This is a genomic window from Streptomyces sp. NPDC026062 (assembly GCF_055568375.1).
The window spans coordinates 16,216-40,380 of sequence record NZ_JBVHOQ010000038.1 but is presented as its reverse complement, the minus strand read 5'-3'; the positions used below and the strand labels follow the sequence as shown (position 1 = coordinate 40,380).

At 70.4% G+C, this 24,165-nt stretch carries 21 protein-coding genes and 2 pseudogenes; 9 read left to right on the top strand and 14 right to left on the bottom strand.

Annotated elements, in window-relative coordinates; translation table 11 throughout:
- Window positions 1-10 precede the first annotated feature (10 nt).
- The gene (locus ACZ4LX_RS28965; protein WP_467649854.1) at window positions 11-1,063 is read right to left on the bottom strand and encodes a chitinase; all 1,053 of its coding nucleotides are present in this window, start codon (window positions 1,061-1,063) and stop codon (window positions 11-13) included.
- Between the two features lie 349 nt (window positions 1,064-1,412).
- On the opposite strand from ACZ4LX_RS28965, the pseudogene ACZ4LX_RS28960 reads away from it, so the two are divergent.
- Window positions 1,413-2,842: pseudogene (locus ACZ4LX_RS28960) on the top strand (carotenoid oxygenase family protein).
- Between the two features lie 179 nt (window positions 2,843-3,021).
- Here ACZ4LX_RS28960 and ACZ4LX_RS28955 read toward each other — a convergent pair.
- A complete protein-coding gene (locus ACZ4LX_RS28955) occupies window positions 3,022-4,263 on the bottom strand; it encodes a DUF6777 domain-containing protein (protein WP_467649855.1) in 1,242 nt (413 codons plus the stop codon).
- A 152-nt stretch (window positions 4,264-4,415) separates the two neighbouring features.
- Between ACZ4LX_RS28955 and ACZ4LX_RS28950 the strand changes: the two genes are divergently transcribed.
- The 3 genes from ACZ4LX_RS28950 to ACZ4LX_RS28940 are packed head-to-tail and all read left to right on the top strand — an operon-like array spanning window position 4,416 to window position 7,252.
- The gene (locus tag ACZ4LX_RS28950; RefSeq protein ID WP_467649856.1) at window positions 4,416-5,270 is read left to right on the top strand and encodes a YndJ family protein; all 855 of its coding nucleotides are present in this window, start codon (window positions 4,416-4,418) and stop codon (window positions 5,268-5,270) included.
- Window positions 5,267-5,791 (top strand): DUF1990 family protein, encoded by a 525-nt coding sequence (locus ACZ4LX_RS28945; protein ID WP_467649857.1) that lies wholly within the window; start codon window positions 5,267-5,269, stop codon window positions 5,789-5,791. Before ACZ4LX_RS28950 ends, ACZ4LX_RS28945 begins: the two co-directional genes overlap by 4 nt.
- A 24-nt stretch (window positions 5,792-5,815) precedes the next feature.
- Window positions 5,816-7,252, top strand: coding sequence for a lipase maturation factor family protein (locus ACZ4LX_RS28940; protein ID WP_467649858.1), 1,437 nt, complete (start codon window positions 5,816-5,818; stop codon window positions 7,250-7,252).
- Window positions 7,253-7,304: 52 nt separating this feature from the next.
- On the opposite strand, the gene ACZ4LX_RS28935 is transcribed toward ACZ4LX_RS28940, so the two are convergent.
- The 9 genes from ACZ4LX_RS28935 to ACZ4LX_RS28895 form a co-directional block, all read right to left on the bottom strand.
- Window positions 7,305-8,654, bottom strand: a complete 1,350-nt coding sequence (locus ACZ4LX_RS28935) for an ammonium transporter (RefSeq protein ID WP_467649860.1) — start codon at window positions 8,652-8,654, stop codon at window positions 7,305-7,307.
- 33 nt (window positions 8,655-8,687) lie between these two features.
- Window positions 8,688-9,647, bottom strand: coding sequence for an urease accessory protein UreD (locus tag ACZ4LX_RS28930; protein ID WP_467649861.1), 960 nt, complete (start codon window positions 9,645-9,647; stop codon window positions 8,688-8,690).
- Window position 9,648: 1 nt separating this feature from the next.
- Complete coding sequence (gene ureG, locus ACZ4LX_RS28925) at window positions 9,649-10,269, bottom strand: urease accessory protein UreG (protein WP_467649862.1); 621 nt, start codon at window positions 10,267-10,269, stop codon at window positions 9,649-9,651.
- Between the two features lie 31 nt (window positions 10,270-10,300).
- A complete protein-coding gene (locus ACZ4LX_RS28920) occupies window positions 10,301-11,047 on the bottom strand; it encodes an urease accessory protein UreF (protein ID WP_467649863.1) in 747 nt (248 codons plus the stop codon).
- Window positions 11,048-11,052: 5 nt separating this feature from the next.
- Entirely contained in the window at window positions 11,053-12,777 is a 1,725-nt protein-coding gene (gene ureC / locus ACZ4LX_RS28915) for an urease subunit alpha (RefSeq protein ID WP_467649864.1), read from the bottom strand.
- The gene (locus ACZ4LX_RS28910; protein WP_467649865.1) at window positions 12,777-13,232 is read right to left on the bottom strand and encodes an urease subunit beta; all 456 of its coding nucleotides are present in this window, start codon (window positions 13,230-13,232) and stop codon (window positions 12,777-12,779) included. The genes ureC and ACZ4LX_RS28910 overlap by 1 nt, the downstream gene beginning before the upstream one ends.
- Complete coding sequence (locus ACZ4LX_RS28905; protein ID WP_467649866.1) at window positions 13,229-14,131, bottom strand: sirohydrochlorin chelatase; 903 nt, start codon at window positions 14,129-14,131, stop codon at window positions 13,229-13,231. Before ACZ4LX_RS28905 ends, ACZ4LX_RS28910 begins: the two co-directional genes overlap by 4 nt.
- 3 nt (window positions 14,132-14,134) lie before the next feature.
- Window positions 14,135-14,440, bottom strand: a complete 306-nt coding sequence (locus tag ACZ4LX_RS28900) for an urease subunit gamma (protein ID WP_467649867.1) — start codon at window positions 14,438-14,440, stop codon at window positions 14,135-14,137.
- A gap of 67 nt (window positions 14,441-14,507) precedes the next feature.
- Window positions 14,508-15,470, bottom strand: a complete 963-nt coding sequence (locus ACZ4LX_RS28895; protein ID WP_467649868.1) for an urea transporter — start codon at window positions 15,468-15,470, stop codon at window positions 14,508-14,510.
- 200 nt (window positions 15,471-15,670) lie between these two features.
- On the opposite strand from ACZ4LX_RS28895, the gene ACZ4LX_RS28890 reads away from it, so the two are divergent.
- On the top strand, window positions 15,671-16,138 hold the full coding sequence (locus tag ACZ4LX_RS28890; protein ID WP_467649869.1) for a fluoride efflux transporter FluC: 468 nt from the start codon (window positions 15,671-15,673) through the stop codon (window positions 16,136-16,138).
- The gene (locus tag ACZ4LX_RS28885; RefSeq protein ID WP_467649870.1) at window positions 16,135-16,509 is read left to right on the top strand and encodes a fluoride efflux transporter FluC; all 375 of its coding nucleotides are present in this window, start codon (window positions 16,135-16,137) and stop codon (window positions 16,507-16,509) included. The genes ACZ4LX_RS28890 and ACZ4LX_RS28885 overlap by 4 nt, the downstream gene beginning before the upstream one ends.
- An 80-nt stretch (window positions 16,510-16,589) precedes the next feature.
- Here ACZ4LX_RS28885 and ACZ4LX_RS28880 read toward each other — a convergent pair whose 3' ends face one another.
- The gene (locus tag ACZ4LX_RS28880; protein WP_467649871.1) at window positions 16,590-16,766 is read right to left on the bottom strand and encodes a hypothetical protein; all 177 of its coding nucleotides are present in this window, start codon (window positions 16,764-16,766) and stop codon (window positions 16,590-16,592) included.
- 349 nt (window positions 16,767-17,115) lie between these two features.
- Entirely contained in the window at window positions 17,116-18,600 is a 1,485-nt protein-coding gene (locus tag ACZ4LX_RS28875; RefSeq protein WP_467649872.1) for an SDR family NAD(P)-dependent oxidoreductase, read from the bottom strand.
- Window positions 18,601-18,889: 289 nt separating this feature from the next.
- Here ACZ4LX_RS28875 and ACZ4LX_RS28870 point away from each other — a divergent pair, with 289 nt between their 5' ends.
- The 3 genes from ACZ4LX_RS28870 to ACZ4LX_RS28860 all read left to right on the top strand — a co-directional run bounded on the left by ACZ4LX_RS28870 (window position 18,890) and on the right by ACZ4LX_RS28860 (window position 22,237).
- Entirely contained in the window at window positions 18,890-20,062 is a 1,173-nt protein-coding gene (locus ACZ4LX_RS28870) for a PP2C family protein-serine/threonine phosphatase (RefSeq protein ID WP_467649891.1), read from the top strand.
- A complete protein-coding gene (locus ACZ4LX_RS28865) occupies window positions 20,059-21,675 on the top strand; it encodes a sensor histidine kinase (protein ID WP_467649873.1) in 1,617 nt (538 codons plus the stop codon). The genes ACZ4LX_RS28870 and ACZ4LX_RS28865 overlap by 4 nt, the downstream gene beginning before the upstream one ends.
- 106 nt (window positions 21,676-21,781) lie before the next feature.
- The gene (locus ACZ4LX_RS28860) at window positions 21,782-22,237 is read left to right on the top strand and encodes an ATP-binding protein (protein ID WP_467649874.1); all 456 of its coding nucleotides are present in this window, start codon (window positions 21,782-21,784) and stop codon (window positions 22,235-22,237) included.
- A gap of 86 nt (window positions 22,238-22,323) precedes the next feature.
- Here the strand turns inward: ACZ4LX_RS28860 and ACZ4LX_RS28855 are convergent.
- Window positions 22,324-24,097: pseudogene (locus tag ACZ4LX_RS28855) on the bottom strand (GH92 family glycosyl hydrolase).
- Between the last annotated feature and the right edge of the window lie 68 nt (window positions 24,098-24,165).

Here is a 24,165-nt window from a genome sequence, read left to right as displayed (position 1 = left end):
TCCGCGGGCGTCAGCGGCCCTGCAGCGCCTTGACGTTGTCGCCGAAGGTCCAGCCCTTCGAGCCGTCCCAGTTCAGGGACCAGGTCATCAGGCCCTTGAGGCTGCCGCCGTAGTGGTTCCAGGCCTGTGCGACGAGGTTCGGTGCCATATGACCGCCGCCGGCACCCGGCTGGGCGGGCAGACCCGGCACCTGCTTGTCGTAGGGCACCCTGATGGTGGTGCCCTGAATGACGAGCCCCTTGTCCAGACAGTCCGTCTGCGCCGTGAAGCCCTCGACGGTGCCGGCGGAGTACGAGTCGCCCGCGCAGCCGTACATGCTGCCGTTGTAGTACTGCATGTTCAGCCACCAGAGCCGGCCGTTGTCCGCGTACTTCTTCACGATGGGCAGGTACGCGCCCCAGATCGAGCCGTACGTGATGCTGCCGCCGGTGACATAGGCCGTCTCCGGCGCCATGGTCAGGCCGAAGTTGGACGGCATCTGCGCGAGGACGCCGTCGATGATGCGGATCAGGTTGGCCTGCGAGGCGGACAGCTGGTTGATGATTCCGCTGCCCGTCAGGCCGGTCTCGATGTCGATGTCGATGCCGTCGAAGTTGTACTTCTTCAGAATCGGCACCACCGTCTCGACGAAGCGGTCGGCGACCGTGCTCGAACTGAGGTCGATTCCTGCGGTGGCACCGCCGATGGACATCAGGGTGGTGAGCCCGGACGCCTTGGCCTGGCACATCTCGGCCGGGGTCGGGACCTTCACCGTCGAGTCCATCCCGTCCTCCCACAGGACGGTGCCGTCCGAAAGGATCACCGGGAAGGCCGCGTTGATGACGTTGTAGCCGTGCTGCGGTATCCGGCTGTCGGTGACCGGTATCCAGCCCAGCGGCGGGTGCACACCGTTGGACGCGCCGTCCCAGTTCTCCCAGTAACCCTGGAGCACCTTGCCCGACGGCTTCGACTTGACCGCGCAGGTGTCCTCCTGCGCGGAGCTCGGAGTGGCCGCGACCAGCATCTGTACGATGCACGCCGCCGCGAGACCGGCCCCCAGCAGCCGTGACGTGCGACCGAACATGACGGACCCCTCCCTGAATTGGCATGCCCCTGACAATTCATGACGGGGCCACGCATGCGCTCAACGTAAAGTGGTCCAGACCTTCCGTCAATAGGTCTGGACCAAAAGCGGTGGCCTCGGCCCACGGCCCGCCACAAACGGCGTCACCCGCCCGGCTACGCGAGCAACCCCGGCCCACACACCGGGGCGGCAGCATTCCACCACCCCTCCCCCATGGTGAAGCCGGAGCCCGACCGTCGCATTTCCGCACTCCGGGCCCGCTTTGCGGCGAGTCCCGGCCGGAGTTTGAATACAGGTTCGGGCACGGCACGTTTCCGGGTGCGCACGCACCAAGGCGAAGGAGACCTCCATGGCCGCACACGCCTCACAGCCCTTCGACCCCACCCGCGTCGTCCATCTGTCCGGCCGCTTCGCGCCGGTGACCGAAGAGGTGGACGAGGCCGGACTCCAGGTGGTGGGCGAACTGCCGGCCGAGCTCGACGGACTGTTCCTGCGCAACGGCCCCAACCCCCGCTTCACCCCGATCGGTTCGTTCCTCTACCCGATCGACGGGGACGGCATGCTGCACGGGGTCTGGATCACAGGCGGACAGGCGCGCTACCGCAACCGTTTCGTCCGCACACCCGCCGTACTCGCCGAGGAACGCGCGGGGCGAGCCCTGTGGGGCAGAATCGAGTCCATGATCACCCCTCAGGTTCCGGATGTGGAGCCGGAGTTGGCCGGGACGTTCCGCGACCTTCCGGACATCAACGTGGTACGCCACGCAGGGCGCCTGCTGGCCCTCGCCGAGTCCGGCATCCCGTTCCGCATCACGCCGGAACTGGAGACGGCCGGCAAGGAGACGTTCGGGGGCGCGCTGCCCGCCGGTATCACCGCCCACCCGAAGACCGATCCGGTCACCGGCGAGATGCTGGTCTTCTGCTACGGCCTCGAACCGCCCTACCTCACCTGGTCGGCCATCGATCCCAGCGGCACCGTGGGCGGCGGCCCCACCCCGGTCGACGGGCTCGACGAACCGATGATGATCCACGACATGGCGCTGACCACGAGGTTCCTGGTGATCGTGCTGGCACCGGTGTTCTTCGACATAGCCGCGGCGATGAGCGGCGGTTCCATGATCGACTGGCGGCCGGACCGAGGCACCCGGGTGGCCCTGGTCCCCGCGACGGCGGACCGGTGCGATGGGCGTCCGACGAGGCCTTCCGGCTGTGGCACACGGTCAACGCGTACGACACCGGACCCGACGGCGGTGACGTCGTACTGGACTACGTGCAGTGGTCCCACCTCTCCCTGGGCGCGCCGGACGCTTCGCAGGCACCCAGCACCTCCGCCCTGGTCCGAGCGGTCATCGATCCCGTCGCCGGCACGATGCGCCGGACCGTGCTCGACGCCAGGATGGAACTCCCCCGCACGGACGACCGGTTGATCGGCCGACGGCACCGACAGCTGGCCGTGGCAGCGGATTCCGGCAACCCGGACCTGCTGCCGGGTGAGTTCGACGCGCTGCGCTGGTACGACGGCGGGGACACCTCGGGCACGAGTACGGAGTGGCGGGCAGGGGACCTCTCCGTAGGCGAGCCGGTCTTCGCGCCCTCCCCGGGCAGCGGCCCCGGGGAGGGCGGCCACTGGATGACGTACGCCACCGACCGGACCGACGACAGCAGCTGGCTCCTCGTCATCCCCGCCGACGACCTCGCCTCCGGTCCGGTCGCCCGGGTGCGGATCCCGGTGCGGGTACCGCTCGGCCTCCACGGGAACTGGCTGCCGACGCAGGAGTGAGGCCGCCGCCCGGCAGGGGGCGCGTCCGTGCGGCCGTGGGCGTGCCCGATACCTGGTGAGCCGCTCACGTCTGAGCTGCCGGAAGCGACGGGGAGCGGATCGGCGCCATGTCGCGCGGCAGTCGCGGCGAGTGCGCCGCAGGGCGGGCCCGAACCGTCAGTCGCTGTTCACCGACCGGATCATCGCCACCCCGGTCGTCCTGCGGCTCCGGCTTCCTCGCGCAGCTCCGCGATGGACGTCTGCGGTTCGTCCGTCATCGGCGGCACCGGGCCCGGCGGCTCGTCCGGTTGGGCGGGGGTGCCGGGCGGTTCGTCCGTCGGGGGCTCCGGGAACGGTTCGGGGTATCCGTCCGACGGCGTACCGGTCGGCGTCGGGCAGTCCGTCGGCGCCGGCACGGCGGTCGGTCCGTCCGTCGCCGCGACGGCCTCGCCGGGCGGTGTCGGGACGCGGGGAGTCGGGCAGTCCCCGGGCGCGGGTACGGAGAGCGACGGACTCGGTGTCGCCGGACTCTCCGGCTTCTTCGGCTTCACCGGGGGCATGTCGGGCAGCGGCCCGGTGATGTCGGTGCCGGGAGCGTAGGGCGGTGGCACCTCGGGGGTGTGGTCGCGGGCACCCTGGTCACCGACCGGCCGCTCCAGCCAGCTGTTGTGATCGGCGTCGACGACGACCAGATCCGTGACGGCCTTCGCGGCGGGTACGACGGTGATGATCCGCGCCGGGTCGTAGCCCGGCCACCTCTCGCCCCTTACGCCCTCGGCGTCCCCCGCACCGGCGGGCCGGCTCAGCGGATTGCCGCAGGCACACCGGACACGCGGAAGGCCATGACTGTCCACCATCACCGCGGTACCGGCCTGCAGCACGGACCGCACCGTGGTGGCGGAGCCCGCACGGAAGCCGTGGCTGTCCACCCGGGTATCGGCACGCAGCACCACCGGCGTCAGACCGCGCAGGAAGTCGGGGACACCGGTCCGGGGCACACCGGCTGCGCGCGCGAAGGCCTCTTCCCTGGCCGGGTCGTCCGCGAGGAGGCGGATCTGCTGCCGGACATCGCAGGAGGCCACGGAGCGGGTGCCCCCGTAGAGGCCGGGAGTCGATCCGGGAAGGGTGTGCGGGGCCCCGCTCCCCGGCGCCGAGGACCGCGGCGCCCGCGTCCGCGGCGACGAGGGCGGCGCGGCTCCGGCCGGTTCCGCGGTCGACGCGGTGAAGGGGTCCGCCCCCCTCGCGGCAGCCGGCTGGAGCAGCACCTCCTCGGCGTCGGCCGTCCCCTCGGTGCCCCGGCCGCCGCCCACGGTCTCCCGTGCGCACCCCGCGATGACGAGAATGCCGGCGGACAGTGCGGCGAGCACGGCGCGGCGCATGCGTATCGGTGCGTGCACGAAGAGGTCTCCTGCCTGGTCACCGGTCCCGGGTGGTCCCCCCATGTCTGCCGCAGTTCCTCCTCCCCCGCAAGCCGGCGGCCCACCGTGTACGCCAGTCCCCGGAGGACGGGCGAACATCGTATTGAACACGTTCAAGAAAGGCTCTAGAGTCGCCGTCGACAGCACTTGAACACGTTCAAGACGGGGGTGTGGTCATGTCGGTCCTGGTGGGGCTGATCGTGATGCTGGGCATGCTGGTGATCGTGCCCGCCGGACTGCGACTGGCGGACATCCCGGAGCTGGAACGGATGCGACGGCTGTGGCCCGTCTTCGCCGTACCGGGAGCCGTCGCGCTCTGGCTGCCGCGCGGGCCGGCCGCCACCGTCCTGGCCCTCGGCTACGGGCTCGGCGCCGCGATCCTCGCCCTGCACGCCCCGGCCCGGGTCGTCCGGCGCCCGCAGCCGCTGCTGTCGTGGCGCACAGCACCCGCCGAGGTCGCGCTGTGCACCGCACTGGTGACCCCGGCCGTCGCCGCCACCGCGCTGGTCGCGGAACGCTCGGGGCAGCCCCTGTTCGGCTTCGGCCTCGGCATTCTGGCGCTGACCGTGCCGCACTTCCACTTCGCCGGATTCGCCGCCGCCCTGGTCTCGGGGCTCGTGAGCCGCGTGGCCGACAGCGCGGCGGGCCGGTTCGCCGCGCTGAGCGTGCCGCTGGGCACCCTGTTCGTCCTGATCGGCTACTTCATCGGCGACTGGGCCGAGCTCGCGGGGGCAGTCGTCCTGACAGCGGGAATGTGGACCGTCGCCTTCCTGACCTGGCGCACGGTCCGCCCCGCGGCCCGCGACCGGACCGCCCGGCTGCTGCTCACCACCTCGGCCGCCGTGCTCGCCGCGACCATGGTGCTCGCCCTGAGCTGGGCGCTCGGCGAGGCCACCGGCCTCCCCCATCCCAGCCTGACCTGGATGGCCGCCACACACGGCATGGGCAACGCACTGGGCTTCGCGCTCTGTTCGCTGCTCGCCTGGCGGCGCCTGACCCACCGCACCGCCCACGAAGGAAGGACCGCATGAGCACCCTCACGTATCCGGAGGCGGGCGCCACCCGGCTCGGCCCGCTCCCCGACGGCTACAACCATCTGCACCACCGCACCCGGATCGGTCGCGGCCGCGCCGACTTCGAGGCCGCCGGGGCCGCGATCACCGAGTTCCGCATGCACCGCGCCTCCGGAGTCCGGGTCAGGGCCTCGGCGCCACGCGCCGAGCCCGGTGCGTCCGTTCGGGTGGCACTGGGAACCGGACCGTTCCGGCTCACCGCGCCCTGCCAGGTCATCTGGGCCGAGTACGGCGTGGAGCGCATCGGATTCGCGTACGGAACGCTCACCCGTCACCCCGAGCGCGGCGAGGAGTGCTTCGTGGCCGAGCTCGCGGACGACGGTGCGGTCTCGTTCACCGTGATGGCGTTCAGTCGGCCCGCCAGCTGGTACACCCGGCTCGCCGGACCACTCGTACCGCTGGCCCAGCGCTGGTACGCGCGCCGGCTCGGCCGTACGCTGCGCCGGATCGTCGCGGAGGGTCACGCCGCCCGGAACTGAGCCGACGGGCCGATACTGGAGGTGATGGACTGGTTCACCGCGGACGGGTACTGGCTCGGCCGGCTCCTCTTCCAGAAGGGCCTGGCCGTCATCTATCTGGCCGCCTTCCTCACCGCCGCGCTCCAGTTCCGGGCGCTGATCGGCGAGCGCGGCATGCTGCCCGCGTCCGAGGTGCTGCGGCGCACGGACTGGCGCACCGCACCCGGACTCTTCCGTCTCCACTACTCCGACCGGTTCTTCGCCCTGGTCGCCTGGTCCGGCTGTGCGCTCGCCGTCGCTCTGCTCGCGGGCGCGGACCGCTTCCTGCCTCTGTGGGGGGCCATGATCCTTTGGGCCCTGCCCTGGGCGCTGTACCTGTCGATCGTGCAGATCGGCGGCGCCTGGTACGGATTCGGCTGGGAGTCGCTGCTCCTGGAGACGGGTTTCCTCGCCCTCTTCCTCGGCAACGCGGGCACAGCGCCACCGGTGCTCGTGCTGTGGCTGCTGCGCTGGGTGCTGTTCCGGGTGGAGTTCGGCGCCGGGCTGATCAAGATCCGCGGGGACGCCTGCTGGCGCAAGCTGACCTGCCTGTACTTCCACCACGAGACCCAGCCGATGCCGGGACCCCTCAGCTGGTTCTTCCACCGCCTCCCCCGGCCCCTGCACCGCGCCGAGGTGGCGGCCAACCATGTGACCCAGCTCCTGGTGCCGGTCCTGCTCTTCACTCCGCAGCCGGTCGCGAGCATCGCGGCGGGCCTGATGACCGTCACCCAGCTGTGGCTGGTGCTGTCGGGCAACTTCGCGTGGCTCAACTGGCTGACGATCGCCCTCGCCCTGTCGGCCGTCGACTGGTCCCCGGTCAGCGGACCGCCCGCACAGGCAGGCGCGCCGCTCTGGTACGAAGTGGTGGTCATCGCCGTCACGGCCCTGGTCGTGGTCCTCAGCTACCGCCCGGCCCGCAATCTGCTCTCGCGCCGGCAGGTGATGAACCGCTCCTTCGACCCACTGCACCTGGTCAACACCTACGGTGCGTTCGGCAGCATCAGCCGGGTCCGGATGGAGGTGGTCGTCGAGGGCACCGAGGAACAGGTGATCCGCCCGGAAACCGTATGGCGGGAGTACGGATTCCGGGGCAAGCCGGGTGATCCGCGACGGCTGCCGCGCCAGTTCGCCCCCTACCATCTGCGGCTCGACTGGATGATGTGGTTCGCCGCGCTTTCGCCCGCGTACGCCCGGCCCTGGTTCGGGCCGTTCGTGGAGCGGCTGCTGGAGAACGACCGGGACACGCTGCGGCTGCTGCGGCACAACCCGTTCCCCGGCGATCCGCCGGCCCACGTCCGCGCCCGTGTGTACCACTACCGTTACACGACCTGGCGCGAACTGAGGGCCACCGGATGCTGGTGGCACCGCACCTACGTACGGGAGTTCCTGCGCCCGACCCCGGCGGGCCCGCCCCCGCCCGGCGCGGCAGGGCGGCCCTGAGAACCGGAACCATGCCCGCCGGTCCGGTGACCGGTCGTCCTCGCCGGTCCGGTTACCGGTCGTCCTCGCGGTTCCGCAGCAACGTACTGATCTGCTTGACGAGTTCGTCGTCCTCGGATGCGGGCTTGCCGGACACCAGCGCGCCGAGGCGCTCGGCGGTCTGGAAGTCGTACGCGCGCTCCCCCACCTCGCCGGGAACGTTGGCGTACTCCTCCTTGGCGCGGAAACCGACGGTCAGGTCCACGGCCTTGGCGATGAGCCAGGTGAGGATGAACGAGAACGCGATCACCGAGACGATGGCGACGAGCTGCTTGCCGAGCAGCCCCCAGCCGCCGCCGTAGAAGAGCCCCTCCTTGCCGCTGACGCGCGCGGTGGCGAAGAGCCCGACCATGATCAGGCCGATCAGCCCGCCGACACCGTGCACTCCCACCACGTCGAGCGTGTCGTCCACGTTGAAGCGGTACTTGAGTGTGATCGCGAAGGCGCACACCGCGCCGACGACGAGACCGGTGATGACCGCGCCCAGCGTGTCGACCTCGCCACAGGCGGGGGTGATGGCCACCATGCCCGCGACGGCGGACGAGACCACGCCCATGGTGGTGACCTTGCCGGTGCGCCACTTCTCCACCAGCGGCCAGGTGACCATGGCGCCGGCCGCTCCGAGCTGGGTGTTGATGAAGGCCGCGGCGGCGGTTCCCTGATCGGTCAGCGCGGAACCGGAGTTGAAGCCGAACCAGCCGAACCAGAGAAGGCCCACACCGATGACCACGAGCGGGATGTTGTTGGGGCGTTCCTCGCGGCGGGCGAAGTCCCGCGGCGCGCGGAGCACGAGGGCGACGGCAAGGCCTGCGACGCCCGAGTTGAGTTCCACCGGCAGACCGCCGGCGAAGTCGAGGGCGCCGAGATGCTTCACGATCCAGCCGTCCGTGTCGAACACCCAGTGTGCGATGGGGATGTAGACGATGAGCAGCCACAGCACGACGAACACGAGCCACCCCCTCATCGTGGCGCGGTCGGCGATGGAACCGCTGACCAGCGCCACCGTGATGATGGCGAAGCCCATCTGGAAGGTGCTGTAGATGTAGGTCGGGATCGCGCCGGTCAGCGTGTTCAGTTCGATGTCGTGCATGAACACGTGATCCAGGTTCCCGATGATTCCGGCGCCGCCGACGTCGGGGCCGAACGCCAGGGTGTATCCGATGACCCACCAGACGAGGGTGCCGAAGGCCAGCGCGGCGAAGCTCATCTTGATCATCATGAGCACGTGCCGGGTGCGCACCATGCCGCCGTAGAAGAAGGCGAGCCCTGGCGTCATCAACAGCACCATGGCAGTGGCGGCGAGGAGCCAGGCGGTGTCCCCGGAGTCGTACGCGGCCGGCATCGGCGCGGGAGCGGTGTTCATCGGCGGATCCTCGTGTGGGTCGTCGGGGAGGTGTCAGGGCTTGCGGAGGTCGGGCGCGGGATGGCCGGTCAGCAGGCGGCGTGCGGCCTGGCGGACGGCTTCGTGAGCGGCGGCGACCTGGACCGGGCTGTCGTCCAGCAACCGCACCCAGGCTCCGCAGTCCCGGGGCAGGACGCTCACCCCGTACAGGACACCGAGCCCGGCGAGTGCGTCGTGCAGGGCGTCGGCGAGTTCGGTGGCGGGTACCCGGTCGGTCACGGCGAAGAGAGAGGCGACATGGTCGTGACCGGCGAACACCCCGGGGCCGAGCGCTCCTTCACCCTGCCTGCCGGGGGCCAGGCGCAGGGTGTCGACGGCCAGCAGCGTGCCGTCCGGCCGGCTGATGCGCAGGTCGGTGGCGAGCACCCGGTAGGCGTGCCGTTCACCGCGGGCGAGCCGTCCGGCGGTGACGGTCTCGCCGACGACGACGGTGGCACCGGGTGCGACCGTCACCTCGGTGCGCTGGTAGAAGCGGGCGTCCCTGAACGGGATCAGCGGGTCCGGCAGATACTCGACGTAGCTCCCGGGATCCGCCGTCAGGTGCACCCGCTGGCTCGCGTAGTCGTGCTCCATCCGGAAGACCTTGGTGGCCGCCTGGGTCGTCAGATGGACCTGGGTGTCCGGTCCGCAGCGGAAGTCCATCCGGTAGCGGTCCGCCTGGGCGATGCCGCCGCCGGTCGCCATCATGTAGACGTAGCTCATGCCCGGCATCCCGGGGTCGATCCACAGCGGCCGCATGATCTGCAGGGGCGTCTTCTGGTAGCGCTCGACGAGTTCGGTGCGCTCGCCCCGTACCGCGAAGGCCAGGTCGAGGATGCCGACCTTGGCCGGGGATCCGGGGGCCAGCGTGTCCGGCGCGGAGGCCAGCGCCGCCACGTCCGGTGGGACACGGACCACCGCGTAGTACTCCTCGGCGAGCCGGTCGGCGCGGGGACGGAACGGGGCGAGCCGCATGTCAGATCAGCACCTTGCGGCGCGATTCGAGATAGACCGCGATGTCGTCGATGCCCACGCCGGTGAGGCAGTCGGTGAGGACCACGGGGCGGTCGTCCCGCACCCGGTGGGCGTCGGACTCCATGACGTCGATGTCCGTGCGCACGTACTTGGCGATGTCGATCTTGTTGATGACGAGGAGGTCCGAGTCGGTGATGCCGGGGCCGCGCTTGCGGGGCATCTTCTCGCCCTCCGCCGTGTCGAGGACGAAGATGAAGAGGTCCACCAGGGCGGGGCTGAACGTCAGGGTGAGGTTGTCGCCGCCGGACTCGTAGAGCAGCGTGTCGGTGTCCGGGAAGCGCTCCAGCATCTCCGCGCCGGCCGCCAGGTTCATCGTGGGGTCGTCGCGCACGGCGGTGTGCGGGCAGGCGCCCGTCTCGACACCGACGACCCGCTCGGGTTCGAGGACCCCGGCGAGCGTGCGGCGGACGTGCTGGGCGTCCTCCTGCGTGTAGATGTCGTTGGTGATGACGGAGGGGCGGCGGCCTCGTTCGATCAGGACCGGGACCAGTGCCTCGATGAGCGCCGTCTTGCCGGATCCGACGGGTCCGCCGATACCGACTCGCAGTACGTTGTCGTCCATGGTTCTCCCTGTGTGATGCGTGTGGTGGATGTCAGCTGGCGAAGAGCCGGGCCTCGGCGCGTTCATGACGGCCCGACATGATGTCCGAGGCGAAGACGGTGGCTCCCACATCGTCGAGTTCACGTCGCAGAGCGGCCTCGACGGTCTTCTCGATGACGGGTGCGGCGCCTCTGATCAGCGTCTGCGTCGTACGGTGGTCGGTCAGCCGCAGTCGCAGGGCAGCGCCCGCGAAGCTGACGCAGAACGCGAACAGATCGGCTGCGACGGCCTGCCGGACCGGGACGCCGGTCGCCGCGTAGATGACCCCGGCCGCCACCGCCTGGGTACCGGGGGCCTCGCGCCGCACAACCCGGCCGAAGTAGTCGCCGATCTCCGGCCGGCCGAAGACCTCCTGGCCCAGGTCCAGGAGCTGACGGCCGGTCCGGGTGGCCGCCTGGCGCATCTCCCGTCCCAGTTTGGTGGCCAGGAGATGCTCGTCGATCCGGACGACGGCCGCCGGGTCACCGGCCGCCGTCGCACGGTGGGCGAGGGCCAGCGCGGTGGCGTCGGCAGGGCCGACGCCGTGCAGCAACAGGTCCTCCAGCAGCAGCGGCAGGCTGTCGGAGTCGACTGCCCCGGCCTGCGCGAACCCTTCCAGGCTGTGCGACAGCGTGTAGAAGCCGCTCGGGAACGCGGAGTCGGTCAGCTGGAGGCTGACCAGCAGCGGTCCGAGACCCGTGCCGGTCGCGCTCACCGCGGCCGCGGTCTCCGCGGAGGTGTCGCCCTCATTGCGGTACATCGGCCCTAGACCAGGAAGTAGAGATGGTTGAGGGGCAGCTTTTCGGCCGGGTCGATGGTGGCGACCTTGCCGTTGAGCGAGACCTTGAACGTCTCGGGGTCGACCTGGATGTCGGGCAGGGCGTCGTTGCGGACCATGTTGTGCTTGCCGATGGTGCGGGTACGCCGTACCGGCAGAACCGTACGGTCCAGGCCGAGTGCGGCCGGCACACCGGCGGCGATGCCCGCCTGGGACATGAAGGTGGCGTGGGTGGCCTGCATGGCCTTGCCGTACTGTCCGAACATCGGCCGGTAGATGACGGGCTGCGGCGTCGGCAGCGAGGCGTTGGGGTCTCCCATCTGCGCCCAGGAGATGATGCCGCCCTTGATCACCATCTTCGGCTTGGCGGCGAAGGAGTGGATGGGCCAGAGGACGATGTCGGCGATCTTGCCCTTCTCGATCGATCCCACGTAGTCGGAGATGCCCGAGGCGATCGCCGGGTTGATGGTGACCTTGGCGAGATAGCGCAGGACCCGCTGGTTGTCGTTGCGGGCCGAGTCGCCCTCCAGCGTGCCGAGCTTGTCCTTGCAGTGGTGCGCGGTCTGGAAGGCACGCGTGACGGACTCCCCGATACGGCCCATGGCCTGGGAGTCGGAGGAGAACATGCTGATCACACCGAGGTCGTGCAGCACCGACTCGGCGGCGATGGTCTCGGCCCTGACCCGGCTGTCGGCGAAGGAGACGTCCTCGGGGATGTCATGGCTGAGGTGGTGGCAGACCATGACCATGTCGAGGAGCTCGTCCACCGAGTTCACCGTGTACGGCAACGTCGGGTTGGTCGAGGACGGCAGGATGTTCGGCTCGCCGGCCACGCGCAGGATGTCGGGGGCGTGACCGCCGCCCGCTCCCTCGCTGTGGAAGGTGTGAATGGCCCGGCCGTCGATGGCGGAGCGGGTGTCCTCGAAGAATCCGCTCTCGTTCAGGCTGTCGGTGTGGATGGAGACCTGGACATCGTGCTGGTCGGCGACGTTCAGCGCGTTGTCGATGACGGCCGGGGTGGCGCCCCAGTCCTCGTGCACCTTGAGTCCGCAGGCCCCGGCGACGACCTGCTCGTTGAGCGCCTCCGGCAGGCTGCCGTTGCCCTTGCCCATGATGCCGATGTTGACAGGCATGGTCTCGGCGGCCTGGAGGAGCTTGCCGATGTTGTACGGGCCGGGGGTGCAGGTGGTGCCGTTGGAACCGTCCGACGGGCCGGTGCCGCCTCCGATGAGGGTGGTGATCCCGTTGGTCAGCGCCTGCTCGGCCTGTTGCGGAGCGATCAGGTGGACGTGGGTGTCGATGGCGCCCGCGGTGGCGATGAGGTGCTCCCCCGCGATGGCCTCCGTGCCGGGGCCGATGACCAGGTCCGGGTCGACGTTGTTCTGTGTCTGAGGGTTGCCGGACTTGCCGATGCCGACGATGAAGCCGTTCTTGATGCCGATGTCGCACTTGACGACGCCCACGACCGGGTCGATGACGACGACGTTGGTGATCACGGTGTCGAGTGCGCCCTGGGCAGCGGTGGCCTGCGGGTCGGCGGCCATGCCGTCACGCATGGTCTTGCCGCCGCCGTAGACGACCTCGTCGCCGTACAGGCCCTCGCTGTAGTCCTTCTCGACCTCGACGACGAGGTTGGTGTCGGCGAGGTGGAAGCGGTCGCCGACCGTCGGGCCGAACATGTCGGTGTACTGCTTGCGGGGCAGGATGGGCATCAGCGCGAACCCTTCTTCTTTTCCTTGGTGGCCTTGGAGCCCTTGGAGTCCTTTGCGGCACGGCCGCCGCCGGATGTGCCGCCCTGCGCACCCTCGAAGCCCTGCTCAATGGCCTTGCGGACGGCCTCGACGCGGGCGGGGTGGGAGGCGAGGCTGCCGTTGAGCAGTCCGCTGAAGCCGACGAGACGGCCGGTTCCGGCGTACGCGCACAGCTCCACCTCGCGCGAGCCGCCGGGCTCGAACCGTACGGAGGTGCCGGCCGCGATGTTGAGGTGCATCCCGAGCGTCTCCTGGCGGTCGAACGACAGTGCCGAGTTGACCTCGAAGAAGTGGTAGTGGGAACCGACCTGCACGGCACGGTCCCCGGTGTTGCTCACGGTGACCTTCAGCGTGCGGCGGCCCGCGTTCAGCTCGATGGGTCCCTTGCCGTACAGATATTTCTGACGGAACGTCATGCGATGCTCCTGATGGCTCGGTCCGCACCGGTGGCGGACGGGTGGTGGTGCGTGTGCAGAGGCCCGGGACCGTGCTCATGGCCCGGATCGTGGTGGTGGCCGTGCCCGTGCTCATGGCCCGCGCCCGGGGCGTGGGTGTGCGTGTGGTCATGTCCCTCGCCGGGCGGGTGCGTGTGGGAGTGGCCGTGGTTGTCGGCGGCGGTCAGTCCGGCGGCGACGCCGTCGTCCCCGTGCTCGCTCCAGCGCCGTCGCGCGTCGGCGACCCGCTCGGCGAGAACGCGTCGCAGTGCGGACGCCGGGACCAGTGGCTCCGCCCGGTCGACGGACACCGTTCGCGCACCGGCCGCGTCGGGCACATCCGGCAGCGCGAACGCGGCCGGCAGCAGCGTCACCCGTTCCGCACCGAGCAGCCCGCAGCGCCGGACGCCCTCGGCCGGGTCCGGGGCACCCCCGCTGAACGCCACCTCGACGAGGCCCCGTCGGCCGTGGCGTCGTACCAGCGCCGCGATCCGGTACAGCTCGGCGTCCTCGAACGGATCGCCTGCCGGGGCGGTGACCAGCAGCGCGGAGCTCGCGGGCACCCGGCCCGCCGCCGCCCGCAGCCACGCGACCAGGTGCTGCGCGGTACCGAACGGCTCGGCCAGCACGGTGGCGCCGCGTTCACCGGCGGGGACGGCACGGAGCGTCCTGGCCGCGTCCGCGACGAGTCCGGGGTCGCGGCCCAGCGTCATCGGGACGACCACGGCCGCCGTGTCCCCGCGCCGGTGCGCGGCGACGCTCCGGAACAGTTCGCGCCCGCTGGACACGATGCTGACCCCGGCGTCGACGACGCCCTCCAGCGCACGCCCGTGGGCGGATTCGTGGCCGCACACGGCGATGACGGCGACGGGCTCGGCCACGGGTCAGCCGCCGATGGGGTCGTGGCAGGACACGAGCTTGGTCCCGTCCACGAAGGACGCCTCGACCTGCAACAGGCCGAGCATTTCCCGTACACCGTCCATGGTGTCGGTCTCGGCCACGACATGGCGGCCCAGTTCCATGCAGTCCGCGACGCTCTTGCCGTCGCGGGCCGCCTCCAGGATCGCCTCGGTGATGAGCGCCACCGACTCGCTGTAGTTCAGCTTGAGGCCGCGGCCCTGGCGCTTGCGGGCCAGGTCGGCCACCACATAGACGAGCAGTTTGTCGATCTCGCGAGGTGCGAGGTTCATCGTGAGTACCTTCCTCGGTGGTGATGCGGGGCTGGGGGGCGGGAGGTCCGGTGCGGGCCGCGAGCGGTCACTCGCTCCGGCGCAGGCGGGGCAGGAGAGGAACGGCCGCCATCAGCACCCAGGTGGTGAGGATGAACGGCCAGGTGAAGGTGTGACCGCCGAACGGCTTGAAGAAGGAGGTCAGCGACGCGGTGAGGCCGGTGGTCACCGCCGCGCCGAAGAGGGCGTAGGCCCCGTTCCAGACCGTGTTGGCCATGAAGACGGCACCGACGGCGATGGCCACGAGCACCGCGTTGTACCCGTAGATGCCGTTGGCGATGAGCGCCGTGGGCGCTCCCAGCAACCACGCGGCGATGATCCCGACCACGCTGCCCGCCGCCGCGTAGAGGACGACACGCAGGCCCGCCAGGGCCAGGCCGACGAGCATGATCAGTCCGACGTACCAGCTCTCGACCAGGAAGATCTGCGAGACGTTGTTGAAGAACGCGTGCCACAGGACGTCCCACGACATCGCGGTGTCACCGCTGGTGGTGCTGGAAACGGAGGACGGGGCGCCGTGCCAGACCCGCTCGAACGACGGTGCTCCGACCACCATCACTCCGGAGACCAGGCAGAAGGGCGCGGTCAGGGGGGTGAGCCCGTAGGGGGTGAGGAAGGTGCCCAGAGCCGCCATCAGAAGGGTGCACATGATGGCGCCGACGACGGTCAGCACGTAGGTGGCCGGGTGGTTGCCCAGCGAGGAGACGAGCGCGATGCCCGTGAGGCAGCCCGCATATCCCTGGAGGCCGAGCGCGATACCCGCCCGGTCGACAGCGAGGGCGTAGGCGGTCGCGGTGGCGATGAGTGTGCCGAGCGTGGCGAAGAGGCCGGTCTCCCAGCCCGCGACCCACAGCGCGACCAGGATCGCCACACCTGTCAGCAGGGCGGGCTGGAGGTCGACCTGTCCGAAGCCCCTCAGGGCCGCCAGGATGTATGCGGACGGCTGACGCTTCTCCAGCCGCCGGACGATTTCCGGCTCGGCGATGGGCAAGGCGGGCTCCAACGGCTCGGCGGTGATGAGCCCTTCCGGCCGGCAGGCCGGAGGGGCTCACCCCTTACACCCATATCAAGACACGGAGTGACTGAGATGTCGCGTTATGTGATGTCCGGATTGGTCCAGTCAGGTACGGGGGCACCATGGACGGCGCGCTCCGCCCGAGCCGCCCTGGACCGGTTCCGTAGATTCGCGGAATGTCCCTAAAGATGCGTTTGCACCATCACAGCCACCCCGATCACCATCCCGGAGTGCAGTTGACGGTCGTGGGCGCCGTCGCGGTCGGCGGCGCCGCCGGAGCCGCGGCCCGGTACGGCGCCGAGCGCCTGTGGCCGACCGGCACGACGGCCTTCCCCTGGACGATCCTGCTGATCAACACGGCGGGCTGTTTCCTCATGGGCGTCCTGATGGTCACCCTGAAGCTGCGCTTCCCGGGCGCACCCCGGCTGATCAGTCCGTTGCTGGGCACGGGTGCGCTCGGCGGGTTCACCACGTTCTCGCACTACACGGACAACGTGCGGCAGCTGTTCGAGAACGATCAGCCCGGATACGCGGTCGGCTGCCTTCTCCTGACCGTGGTGGCCGCGCTGGCCGCCGTGACCGCCGGCGCGTTCGCGGCCCATTTCGCCTTCGGGCGCTCCTACGGCACAGGAAGTCCCTCATGACCGACTGGCTGCTCGTACTCGCCGGCGGACTGGTGGGGGCACCGCTGCGCTACTGGCTCGGTGTGGACGCGAAATTCCGCCTCCACACCGCGTTCCCCTGGGGCACCTTCGCGGCCAACGCGGGCGCGGCCCTGATCCTCGGCTTCGTCGCGGAATCGGTGTCCGACGGCGAGCTGGGAACCCGGCTGAATCTGCTCCTGGCCACCGGGTTCTGCGGGGCCCTGTCGACCTGGTCGACGTTCTCCTACGAACTTCTCACCCTGACGTCGGCACGCCGGCTGGCGCTGGCGGCGGGATATCTGGTGCTCACCGTAGGGGCGGGGGTCGGGCTCTCGTTCGCCGGGGCCGCCGTCGCGAACGCGGCCTTCTGACCGCCGCGCGCACCGTGGCATGACGGAGCTCCGGCCCCTCCCCTCTTCAGGGGCGGGGCCAGAGCTCGTACGGGAAGCACTCAGTCGACGCCGGGCAGGATGTGCGGCTCGGCGAGGTCGTCCTCGTAACCGGCCAGCCGGATCGGAGCGGACCGGGCCCAGACCTCGATGTTCCGGAGCTTCTCGGGCCTGCGGGCCCGCTCTCCGTACCGTTCGGCCGTTCCCTTTTCGTGCTTCGTCAGTTCTGGTGTCGTCACCGCGCACTCCTTTGTGTCGCGTAGCCCCGGGCGCACCGACACCCCGGCGTCATAGCCGGTGGTCGACCGCCCTTGATGCGGGCAGGGCAGGATCTGTTCGGTCGCGGTGGCGCCGGGTACGGGACGGGACGGCGGCCCGGTTGACGGGCCTGTCCCAGGACGGTCGAGGAACCTTCGTGGATTCCTTGATGACGTCCGTTCCCCTCAGCGTAACCAAATGAGCGCTCCCCTGCTCGATGGACCGTGTGCTCTGGGTCACTTTCAGCCACCCCTCATGGAAAAGACCCGGCCCGGAGAGTTCCCGGACCGGGTCTGTGACCACGGAGCGTGCTGCCAGTGGGCGGGCGTCCTACCAGTTGGCGGGGGCGTAGTCCTTGAGGAAGCAGCCGTACATCGCCTCGCCCGCTTCGCCTCGCACGATCGGGTCGTAGACACGGGCGGCACCGTCGACCAGGTCGAGCGGGGCGTGGAAGCCCTCCTCGGCGAGCCTGATCTTGTCGGGGTGCGGGCGCTCGTCGGTGATCCAGCCGGTGTCGACGGCGGTCATCAGGATGCCGTCCTTCTCGAACATCTCCTGGGCGCTGGTGCGGGTCAGCATGTTCAGCGCCGCCTTCGCCATGTTGGTGTGCGGGTGGCCCGCGCCCTTGTAGCCCCGGCCGAACACGCCCTCCATCGCGGATACGTTGACCACATAGGAGTGCTTGGCGGCGGTCGCGGCCATCGCCGGGCGGAGCCGGCTGATCAGGATGAACGGCGCGGTGGAGTTGCAGAGCTGGACTTCCAGCAGCTCTATCGGTTCGACCTCGTCAACTGTCTGGATCCAGCTGTTGGTGTGATGCAGATCCGGGACGAGTCCGCCCGCGTCGATCGCGGTGCCGGCGGCAATGCGCTCCAGCGAAGCCGATCCGGTCACCAGGGCCAGTTCGGTGACGTCCTGCGCGCTCAGCCCCTCCTTGCGGGCGGCGGGCAGCGCGGCCACACGGTCGACGGAGCCGCTGCCGTAGGTGCCGATCACCTCGGCGGCCGGCAGCTCCCCCGCGGGCAGCGGAGCGGACTCGGCGCCGAGCAGTTCGCTGTACGCCTGCGGCGACCGGCGGACCGTCTGCGCGGCGTTGTTGATCAGGATGTCCAGCGGCCCCTCGGCGGCGACCGAGTCGGCGAGCGCGACGACCTGCGCCGGGTCGCGCAGATCGATGCCGACGATCTTCAGGCGGTGAATCCACTCGTCGCTGTCCTCCATCGCCTTGAAGCGGCGGATCGCGTCGTTGGGGAAGCGGGTGGTGATCGTGGTGTGCGCGCCGTCGCGCAGCAGCCGCAGCGCGATGTACATGCCGATCTTGGCGCGCCCTCCGGTGAGCAGCGCCCGACGGCCGGTGAGGTCGGTGCGGGCGTCGCGCCGGGCGCGGTTCTCGCGTGCGCAGTCCTGGCAGAGCTGGTGGTAGAAGGCGTCGACCTCGACGTATCGCGTCTTGCAGATGTAGCAGGACCTGGGCCGCTGGAGGACACCCGCGATCTCGGAAGCGGCGGAGGACGACGGCAGAACGCCCTGGGTCTCGTCGTCGATGCGCTCGGCCGAGCCGGTCGCGGTCGCCTCGGTCACGGCCTTGTCGTGCGCCGTCTTCGCGGCGCGGCGCTCCTGGCGGCGACGCTGCTTCACGGTGCGGTAGATACCGGCGGTGGCGCGGCGCACCGTGATGGCGTCCGGGTGGTCGACATCGATGGCGTCGAGCTCGTCGAGCACACTCAGGCAGACGGCCAGCCGCTGCGGGTCGATACCGGGACCGAACTCCTCGATTCCGGGCTCGGTCCCCGGGCTGTCCTCTGTCACCGTCATTGCCGTTCCTCTGTCATGTGTCCCTCGTGGCGAACGCCCCGGTCAAGTCTGCCATGCGCCCGGCGCTGCTCCGTATCGGTGAGACCGCCCCCGGACCGGCCCGCACACCGGCCGCTTCCTCCACGCTTCGGTCACATATGCTTCGCAAGCGACGCGGCGCGGGCCCGGCGCCGTCCGTGCGAGGGGGTGGGATGTGACAGAGCTCCCTGCGGGCGGACCGGACACCTTTCCGGCTCACCTCGCCTCGGTACCCGCACAGCACTCCGCCCTCCCGGCGGGGACCGGCTCGGTGTGGGACGTGAACGCCGTGATCCTGCTGGTCGAGGACGACGCGGGGGACGCGCTGCTGGTGGAGGAGACGCTCGCGGACAGCGAGCTGGACTCCGCACTGACCTGGTGCAGGACGCTGGCCGAAGCACGCCGCTTCCTGGCCGGCAGCCGTACACCGTGCTGCGTACTGCTCGATCTGCATCTCCCCGATGTGCACGGACTCGACGCGGTCACCCAGCTCGTGGAGTCTGCGCCCGACGCCGCTGTCGTGGTGCTCACCGGCACGGCCGAGGCCGATACCGGCCTGTCGGCGGTGGCGACCGGCGCACAGGACTACCTGGTCAAGGGGCGGCTCGATCCGCAGGTGCTGGGCCGCTCGGTGCGTTACGCGCTCCAGCGCAAGCAGGTGGAGCGCGCGGCGGGAGCGCTGCGTGCCAACCGGCTGATGGCTCAGGAGAACGCCCGCCTGGAGCTGGGTCTGCTGCCGGTTCCGCTGCTGCACGACGACGGTTTCGAGGCGGTGGCGCGGTACGAACCCGGCCGGGCCCACGCGCTGCTGAGCGGCGACTTCTACGACGTGGTGCAGACGTCCGACGGCACGGTGCACGCGGTGATCGGTGATGTGTCGGGGCACGGGGCGGCCGAGGCGGCGCTCGGGGTCTGTCTGCGGGTGGCCTGGCGCACGGCGGTGCTGTGCGCGACCGGCCCTCTCGACCTGATCCGCATCCTGGAGGAGATCCTGGTCGCCGAGAGGTCCGACCCCCATGTCTTCGCCACGGTCACCTCGCTGGCCTTCCGGCCCGAGAAGGGCGTGGCCGAGGTCGTCAGGGCCGGCCACCCCGGACTGCTGATGCGCGACGGTACGGCGGTGAGCTGGGTGGAGCCGGATCCCGGGATCGCGCTGGGCGTGCTGCCGGGCACGGGCCGGTGGACCGCGACCGAGGTGTCCCTGCCCGAGGACGGGCGGATCGTACTGTTCACCGACGGACTCTTCGAAGGGCGCACGGGACCCCGGACCCGTCTGGGCGAGGACGGCCTGCTGGCCATGGCCCGCAGGCACGGGACGCTCACCGCCCGCCCGTTCGTCGATGCCCTGGTCACCGAGGCGTCCGAGGCCGCGGCACCGTACGGCGGTCTCGCCGACGACGTGGCCGTGCTCCATCTGGGCTGGGCGGGCGGGGGCAGACGGTGAACCGTCCGCGCCCGTCGACCGATCCCCACCGCCCGGGTCTCGTCGCACGTCTGTCGGTCCAGAACCGGGTTCATCTGATCCTCGGCGGCTTCGTGCTCGTCGTCTGCGGCGCCCTGGTGGCCGGCGGTCTCGTACTCTCCCGGATATCCGAGCGGACGACCGAGCTGGTGGACCGCATCCAGCCGGCCCGCTCCTCCTCCTTCCAGTTGCAGAACGCCCTGCTCGACCAGGAGACGGGGGTCCGCGGCTTCGCCCTCACCGGTGACGACTTCTTCCTTCAGCCGTACGAGGCGGGGATGCGGGCCGAGCGTGTGCGGCTGGACCGGGTCCGGGCGCTGGTCGGTGACGAGGAGCCGTTCGGCCAGGATCTGGACAAGATCGCGGCGGCCGCTCGCGACTGGCGTGCCCAGCACGCCGAGCCGTTGATCGCCACCGTCCGCAGAAACGGTCCCGCATCGGAGTCCTCGATGCCCATCCAGCGCAGCAACGACCGGTTCGACACACTGCGCCGGCTGTACGCCGTTCAGCAGGCCCATCTCGACACCGCCCGCGACCGGGCCCGCGCCGATCTCGACGAGGCCCGAACCACCCGGGACCAGGTCGCGCTCGCCCTGGTCGTCTGCCTGCTGATGGCGGTGATCTCGGTGAGTCTGCTGCTGCACCGCCTGGTGGGCCGGCCGCTGAGCCGGCTGAGCGCCGCATCGGACCGGGTGCGCGCCGGGGCGTTCGGCAACCGGATCGAGGTACGCGGCCCGTCGGACGTCCGGGCGGTCGCCGCGGCGGTCGAGGACATGCGCCGGCGCATCGTCGAGGAGCTCGCCGAGTCGCGCGAGCGCGAGACATTGCTGGCCGGACAGGCCCAGGAGCTGCGCCGCTCCAATGCCGAGCTCGAACAGTTCGCCTATGTCGCCTCGCACGATCTCCAGGAGCCGCTGCGCAAGGTCGCCTCGTTCTGCGGGCTCCTGGAGAAGCGGTACGCCCACGAACTGGACGACCGCGCGCACCAGTACATCGACTTCGCGGTGGACGGTGCCAAGCGGATGCAGGTGCTCATCAACGACCTGCTCACGTTCTCCCGGGTGGGCCGGATCCACGACCAGTGGCAGACCGTCGGGCTCGACCGCTGCCTGGACCGGGCGCTGGCCGATCTGGCGCTGGTCGTCGAGGAGTCCGGGGCCACGGTGGTCCGGGACGGCCCGCTGCCCGAGATCACCGGCGACGCGACGACGCTGACCATGGTGTGGCAGAACCTGATCGGGAACGCGGTGAAGTTCCGTCGCCCCGGCGTGCCGTGCCGGATCGTTGTCGGCTGCACGCGTCAGGACGACACCTGGCACTTCACGGTCACGGACAACGGCATCGGGATAGCGCCGGAGTCCTCGGAGCGGGTGTTCGTGATCTTCCAGCGGCTGCACGGCCGCGACGAGTACGGAGGCACAGGCATCGGTCTCGCCCTGTGCCGCAAGATCGTCGAGTTCCACGGGGGCCACATCCAGCTCGAACCGGCGCCTGCCGCCGGCACCCGGGTCCGCTTCACCCTGCCCGTCGAAGGGGAGCCACCTGTCCGTACCCCGCCCGGTCCGGTCACCACACCGTCGGGAGAGACCGAGTGAGCTCCAGGATCCGTGGGCCTCTACCCGGAGTGGGACGGCCTTTGCCGGGTAGGCGGACGCCGAGACATGGTCAACGACCTTCCCTGCGTCGCCTTGGCGGGAGCACATGAACGAACAGATCGCCTCCCTCCCGGCCGGCCGCCCCGACGGAGACAGGCCGACCGAGGTCCTGCACAGCTCCGAGGTGTTCGACGGCGAACCCGGCTGCATCGCGCAGGCCCGGGCCCTGGCCGACCGTTTCCTGGCTCGGCTGGCCGCCGAATGGCTCGCGGTGTTCGGGGAGCACACCCGCAGCGATCTGATGCTGGCGGTGAGCGAGCTGGTCACCAACGCGGACCGTTACAGCCAGGGCCCGTATCTGCTGGAGCTGGAGGGGACCGCCGAGCGCGTCAGCGTCACGGTGTACGACAGCAGCACGGCCCTCCCGCTGCTCTACGCCCCCGACCCGACGCGCCCCGGCGGGCACGGCATGGAGATCGTCGTGGCGATCTGTGACCGGCTGACCGCCGAGCGGGTGCCGGTGGGCAAGCGCATCCGGGCCGAGTTCGAGCTGAGCAGCTGAGGCGCAGAGCGTGGGGCGGGCGGGACGCCGCCCGCCCCACATCCATGCCCGGAGAGCTGCCGGGTGGCCTCGGACCGGGCGGCCGGTCAGCCCAGCGCGGGCGGAGCGTCCCCGGGCGCGGTCCCCCAGGCCGACGGCTCGCCGCCCACCGTGAAGGAGAGCGTGCGGGCCGAGCGGATGTCGTCCGTGGTGAGGTAGGTGCGCGACTGCCGCGCGCCGTCGAGCCGTGCCGACCGGATGTAGCGGTCGGTGTCCGAGGCCCCGGGGGCACTCACCGTGAGCGACCCACGCGGGTAGTACCGGCGGTCGAGCCTGAGGTCGACGCGCTCGAAGGCGGGCGTGGACAGACCCCAGGTGTCGGTGCCGGGCTGGACCGGGAAGACCCCGGTCGAGGAGAGCACCATCCACGCGGACATGGTGCCGAGGTCGTCATTGCCCGTCATTCCGGTGGGGCCGTTGGTGAAGAGCGTCAGGGCCGCGTGGACCACATCGGTCGTCTTCCACGGCTGGCCGGTCGAGAGATAGGTGTACGGGGCGATGAGGTCGGGCTCGTTCTGCGGGTTGTACTTGTCGGCGTTGTAGTACGCGTACGGACCGTTGACCCAGACCTCACGGGCGGTCCGGTCATGATGTTGGTCTCGACCGTGCCGTAGCCCCACTTGGGCAGCCAGCCGCTCTAGGCGTCGATCCGCAGAACGGACACGGCCATGTCGCGCGACTCACGCGGGGCGAGCAGCGAGAGGAGCTGTGCCTGGGTGCGGTAGGTGTCCCAGAGCGACCAGTTCTGGTAGTAGGTGAATCCCTGGGCGCGGTGGGTCTTCTGGTCCCAGCCGGTGTAGCGGCCGTCGACGTCACTGCCGACGTTGGGCGCGAGGAAGGAACGGTAGAGGGACGAGTAGAAGGTGCGGCGGAGTGCGTCGCTGCCGCCCCGGGCCCGCACACCTTCGAGGCGGTCCTCCCATTCACGCTGCGCGGCGCGCTCGACACGGTCGAAGCTGCGGCCGCCCTCGGCACGGAGGTTGAGTGCGGCGCCCTTGGCGTCGACATAGCTCAGGGCCGTGGTGGCCTCGACGGTCCGGTCCTCGGTGGTGTCGAAGCGCAGCCAGGCGCCGTTGCGGGCATCGGTGGCCGAGGACTTCTTCGATCCCTCGGTGACCGTGTCGCCGTTCCACGTACCGGATGTGGTGAACGGCCGGTCGAAGCGCGTGACGGTGTAGACCGTGTACGCCTTGGTGTCCTGGCAGAAGCCGCTGCCCTGATCGCGGTCCGCACGGTCCGGTTGTCCAGGATCTCGACCTCGGACGAGAGGGTGCGGTGCAGCGACTGGCCCGCGTTGAGCAGGACGTTGGCCTTGTCGGTGGCCGGGAAGGTGTAGCGCTGGACCCCGGTGCGCCGTGTCGCGGTGAGTTCGGCCTCGATGCCGGTCTTCAGCCCGACCTTGTAGTAGCCGGGGCTCGCCTTCTCGTCGTCGTGGCTGAACTCGGCGGCGTACGTGGCGTAGTCGGTCTCGGTGACGTCACCGGTGGTGGGCAGCGTGGGCAGGTCGCCGCCCAACCCGCAGCCGACACAGGAGAGATGGACCGAGGAGAAGCCCCGGATGTGGTTCTCGCCGTAGTCGTACCCGGTGTTGTGCCCGGTGTCCGGGGAGAGTTGCACCATGCCGAACGGCACGGAGGCGCCGGGGTAGGTGTTGCCCTCGTTCTGGGTGCCGATGAACGGGTTGACCAGGTCGGTCAGCCGGCCGTCGGTCCGGGGCGCGGCCTGGGCCGTGGCTCCGCCGGTGAGGACACCGCCCAGGAGCGCGGCGGCGGCGAGTGCGGCCGCCGGGCCGCGCAGGCGCGGCCGTGGGATCCGGTGCATGGGAATACCCCATTGGACAACGTTGTCAGAGCGCGATCGTTCTTGGTTCCCCGTTGATCCGCGTCAAG

Excerpts from the sequence above, each read along its gene's own strand:
- ACZ4LX_RS28930 (WP_467649861.1), bottom strand. The coding sequence starts at position 9,647 with ATGCGGCTCGCCCCGTTCCGTCCCCGCGCCGACCGGCTCGCCGAGGAG.
- ACZ4LX_RS28910 (WP_467649865.1), bottom strand. The coding sequence starts at position 13,232 with ATGACGTTCCGTCAGAAATATCTGTACGGCAAGGGACCCATCGAGCTG.
- ureC (WP_467649864.1), bottom strand. The coding sequence starts at position 12,777 with ATGCCCATCCTGCCCCGCAAGCAGTACACCGACATGTTCGGCCCGACG.
- ACZ4LX_RS28945 (WP_467649857.1), top strand. The coding sequence starts at position 5,267 with ATGAGCACCCTCACGTATCCGGAGGCGGGCGCCACCCGGCTCGGCCCG.
- ACZ4LX_RS28885 (WP_467649870.1), top strand. The coding sequence starts at position 16,135 with ATGACCGACTGGCTGCTCGTACTCGCCGGCGGACTGGTGGGGGCACCG.
- ACZ4LX_RS28920 (WP_467649863.1), bottom strand. The coding sequence starts at position 11,047 with ATGTACCGCAATGAGGGCGACACCTCCGCGGAGACCGCGGCCGCGGTG.
- ACZ4LX_RS28900 (WP_467649867.1), bottom strand. The coding sequence starts at position 14,440 with ATGAACCTCGCACCTCGCGAGATCGACAAACTGCTCGTCTATGTGGTG.
- ureG (WP_467649862.1), bottom strand. The coding sequence starts at position 10,269 with ATGGACGACAACGTACTGCGAGTCGGTATCGGCGGACCCGTCGGATCC.
- ACZ4LX_RS28890 (WP_467649869.1), top strand. The coding sequence starts at position 15,671 with ATGTCCCTAAAGATGCGTTTGCACCATCACAGCCACCCCGATCACCAT.
- ACZ4LX_RS28965 (WP_467649854.1), bottom strand. The coding sequence starts at position 1,063 with ATGTTCGGTCGCACGTCACGGCTGCTGGGGGCCGGTCTCGCGGCGGCG.
- ACZ4LX_RS28955 (WP_467649855.1), bottom strand. The coding sequence starts at position 4,263 with ATGGGGGGACCACCCGGGACCGGTGACCAGGCAGGAGACCTCTTCGTG.
- ACZ4LX_RS28860 (WP_467649874.1), top strand. The coding sequence starts at position 21,782 with ATGAACGAACAGATCGCCTCCCTCCCGGCCGGCCGCCCCGACGGAGAC.
- ACZ4LX_RS28950 (WP_467649856.1), top strand. The coding sequence starts at position 4,416 with ATGTCGGTCCTGGTGGGGCTGATCGTGATGCTGGGCATGCTGGTGATC.
- ACZ4LX_RS28875 (WP_467649872.1), bottom strand. The coding sequence starts at position 18,600 with ATGACGGTGACAGAGGACAGCCCGGGGACCGAGCCCGGAATCGAGGAG.
- ACZ4LX_RS28940 (WP_467649858.1), top strand. The coding sequence starts at position 5,816 with ATGGACTGGTTCACCGCGGACGGGTACTGGCTCGGCCGGCTCCTCTTC.
- ACZ4LX_RS28935 (WP_467649860.1), bottom strand. The coding sequence starts at position 8,654 with ATGAACACCGCTCCCGCGCCGATGCCGGCCGCGTACGACTCCGGGGAC.